Source organism: Sulfuricurvum sp., from assembly GCF_019163035.1.
Lineage (GTDB): Bacteria > Campylobacterota > Campylobacteria > Campylobacterales > Sulfurimonadaceae > Sulfuricurvum.
This window is the reverse complement of record NZ_JAFLKV010000037.1, coordinates 1-3,160: the sequence shown is the minus strand read 5'-3', so window position 1 is coordinate 3,160 and position 3,160 is coordinate 1. Positions and strand designations below refer to the sequence as shown.

Below are 3,160 nucleotides of genomic sequence, written 5' to 3'. Positions count from 1 at the left end.
ACGACTCTGCCCGATCAACCTAGCCGATTTCGATCAAATCTCAGAGCCGAACAACCCTTAACCCTGCGGAACATCGAGACCGTTCCTCTCGTTTTGAAAAATGAAAAAGTGATTGTGGAGGTCAAAAACGATTCGGTTATCGTAGAGTTTGGAGCACGCGCAACGCAAGAGGGGCTACTCTATGATATTATTACGATCCTAAAAAATGACGGTAAGCGCGTCAGAGCCAAAGTAATCGGAGAAAATCGGGTGGAATTGCAATGAAAATAGTCGTAGGGATCAGCGGTGCAAGTGGTGCGGCGTTAGGGTTAAAACTCGTCCGTGCGCTCCCCTCTGACGTACAAAAGCACCTCATACTCTCCGATCATGCCCAAATTGTGCTCGAAAAAGAAGAGAACCTGACCCTCCACAAAAACGATGAAATCTGGGCTTCTGTAGCCTCAGGCTCATACGGGGCAGACGCCATGATCATCACCCCGTGCAGTATGAACACATTGGCAAAAATTGCCTGCGGTATCGCGGACAATCTCATTACCCGCGCCGCTGCGGTTATGATAAAAGAGCGCCGAACCCTCGTGCTTGCACCCCGTGAGATCCCCTTTTCCCCTATCGCCTTGGAAAATATGCTCAAACTTTCTCGTGTGGGAGTCATTATTGCCCCTCCCGTCCTCGCCTACTACGGCGATCAACAAGACCTCGAATCGATGGAAAATTTTATGATCGGCAAATGGTTCGATCTTCTCGGAATACAAAACGATCTTTATAAACGATGGGACGACAGCCATGCATAAAATTGCCCTTTATCCAGGGACATTCGATCCCATCACCAACGGTCATTTCGACATCATAGAGCGGGGAATAAAGCTTTTTGATGAAGTCATCATCGCCGTTGCCGATTCACAAGAAAAAAAGCCGATGTTTACGTTGCAAGAGCGTGTTGATATGGTTAAATTAGCGGTTAGAGATTTAGAGCGGGTGCAGGTAGTCGGATTTGATAATCTCACGGTTGAGCTTGCTAACACTCTCGGTGCTACGGTATTGATACGTGGGCTTCGCGCCGTGAGCGACTTCGAGTTTGAACTACAACTCGGCTATCTCAATAATTCGCTCGATCCCAACATTGAAACCGTCTATTTGATGCCGAAACTCAAACACGCCTTTATCAGCTCCTCCATCGTCCGAAACCTACTGAAATTCAACGGTAAAACAGTCCATTTGCTCCCTGAACCTGTCCAAAATGTTATCGGGAGTATGAAATCATGTACGTTGCGATAGAGGGGATTGATACCGCCGGAAAAAGCACCCAGATTGAAGCGTTGCGCTCCCTTTTTCCGGATGCACTCATTACCAAAGAGCCGGGTGGAACCCCTGCGGGAGTTGAAATCCGCAACATGGTACTGTTCGGCAATCTAAAGAGCAAAATGGCAGAGATTTTGCTCTTTTTAGCCGACCGTGCCGAACATACTGAATCGGTCATATTGCCTAATATGAATAAGCTCATCATCAGTGACCGCTCTGCCGTTTCAGGGATGGCGTATGCGAGTGTACAAAACCTCTGCGATGAATCCACCCTCGTATCACTCAATCGTCTCGCAACCAACGGAACCCTTCCCGATGTGGTGTTTATTCTCAAACTCACACCCGAAGAGCTCTCGCACCGATTGAGCCAAAAAGAGCATGATGTGATCGAATCACGCGGAACCCAGTATCTACTCTCCATCCAAGATGCCCTCATCGCTTCGGCGTATGCACTCGGAATCCAAACCGTTGTAATCGACGCGACACAATCCATCGATATAATTACGAACGAAATTACCACCTTTATCAAAGGAGCCTTATGATCCAATCTTTGCGCGGAATGAACGACATCCTCTCCGAGGACTATGAACGTTTTGAATACTTTATAACAACAGCCTCTACTATCGCCAAGCGATACGGGTTTCACTACATCGAAACACCCTTGCTTGAAGAGACGGCTCTGTTCAAACGCTCAGTCGGAGAATCCAGTGACATCGTCGGCAAAGAGATGTATCAGTTCATCGACAAAGGGGACAACGACGTATGCCTCCGCCCAGAGGGGACTGCAGGAGTCGTTCGAGCATTTGTACAACACAAGCTCGATAAAAAAGGTGGGATTCACCGCTTTTACTATCACGGAGCGATGTTTCGTTATGAGCGTCCCCAAAAAGGGCGCCTAAGACAATTTCACCAATTCGGAGTTGAAAGTTTTGGGGTCGATTCAGTTTATGAAGACGCATTGATGATTATGATGGTTGCCGACATTCTCAAAGCGTTGGGAATCGGATACCGTCTTAAACTAAACTCGTTGGGCGATCAAAATTGTATGCCTTCTTACCGTGAAAAGCTCATCGCCTTTATCGAGAGTTGCGGTGATACGATCTGTGGCGACTGTCAGCGCCGAAAATCGACGAACCCTATCCGTGTCCTCGATTGTAAAAATGAAGCATGTCAGGCTCTTTATGCCAACGCACCAAAACTCATCAACCACCTTTGTGAGGGATGCCAAAGTGATTTTGATACGTTGAAAACGATTTTGGATCAGCACAACATTGGTTATGAGATCGATACCCATTTGGTTCGCGGATTGGATTATTACTCCAAAACGGCATTCGAATTTGTCAGTGACAACATCGGAAGCCAAAGCGCTATCGCCGGTGGCGGACGGTATGATCGCCTCATCGAGTTTTTGGACGGAAAACCGACCCCTGCGGTCGGATTTGCTCTGGGTATCGAGAGACTGATGGAGCTTATCGTGATGCCCGAAACAGTACGCGATGGGTACTATTTAGGGGCTATGGATGCCGTTGCGATCAAACCGATCCTTTTGTGCGCAGAAAAAGCGCGTCGCAGTGAAAAAGCGGTGGTCGAATACGAGCCGCGCTCACTCAAAGCGCATCTCAAGGGAGCGGATCGTATCAATGCCCGCTATTGCGCCGTAATCGGTGAAAATGAGCTTGCTCAAAATAGTATCTGGGTAAAAGATTTGGTTGAAAAAACTGAATCTCTTATTCCGTTAAATGATTTTTTTGTATAAGGGGGATGATGTGAAAACATACGGTATAGATATTTGGGGTGAAAACAACTTTATGATCGACCAAGGGAAGATCAAAGTCAACTATAAAAGTTCACCCTCATTGCT

The 3,160-nt window shown here is 47.2% G+C and carries 5 protein-coding genes; all 5 read left to right on the top strand.

The window, feature by feature from the left end; all coding sequences use genetic code 11:
• A partial coding sequence (locus JZU62_RS03470) for a flagella basal body P-ring formation protein FlgA (protein ID WP_295011932.1) occupies positions 1-264 on the top strand: 264 nt, incomplete at its 5' end.
• On the top strand, positions 261-791 hold the full coding sequence (locus JZU62_RS03465) for a UbiX family flavin prenyltransferase (RefSeq protein ID WP_295011929.1): 531 nt from the start codon (positions 261-263) through the stop codon (positions 789-791). The genes JZU62_RS03470 and JZU62_RS03465, both read left to right, overlap by 4 nt.
• The gene (gene coaD, locus JZU62_RS03460) at positions 784-1,275 is read left to right on the top strand and encodes a pantetheine-phosphate adenylyltransferase (protein ID WP_015653712.1); all 492 of its coding nucleotides are present in this window, start codon (positions 784-786) and stop codon (positions 1,273-1,275) included. The genes JZU62_RS03465 and coaD overlap by 8 nt, the downstream gene beginning before the upstream one ends.
• Positions 1,260-1,841: a dTMP kinase gene (gene tmk / locus JZU62_RS03455; RefSeq protein ID WP_295011927.1), complete on the top strand. Its 582-nt coding sequence runs from the start codon at positions 1,260-1,262 to the stop codon at positions 1,839-1,841. The genes coaD and tmk overlap by 16 nt, the downstream gene beginning before the upstream one ends.
• Complete coding sequence (gene hisS / locus JZU62_RS03450) at positions 1,838-3,055, top strand: histidine--tRNA ligase (RefSeq protein WP_295011925.1); 1,218 nt, start codon at positions 1,838-1,840, stop codon at positions 3,053-3,055. The genes tmk and hisS overlap by 4 nt, the downstream gene beginning before the upstream one ends.
• Positions 3,056-3,160: the final 105 nt, after the last annotated feature.

Excerpts from the sequence above, each read along its gene's own strand:
- JZU62_RS03465 (WP_295011929.1), top strand. The coding sequence starts at position 261 with ATGAAAATAGTCGTAGGGATCAGCGGTGCAAGTGGTGCGGCGTTAGGG.
- coaD (WP_015653712.1), top strand. The coding sequence starts at position 784 with ATGCATAAAATTGCCCTTTATCCAGGGACATTCGATCCCATCACCAAC.
- tmk (WP_295011927.1), top strand. The coding sequence starts at position 1,260 with ATGTACGTTGCGATAGAGGGGATTGATACCGCCGGAAAAAGCACCCAG.
- hisS (WP_295011925.1), top strand. The coding sequence starts at position 1,838 with ATGATCCAATCTTTGCGCGGAATGAACGACATCCTCTCCGAGGACTAT.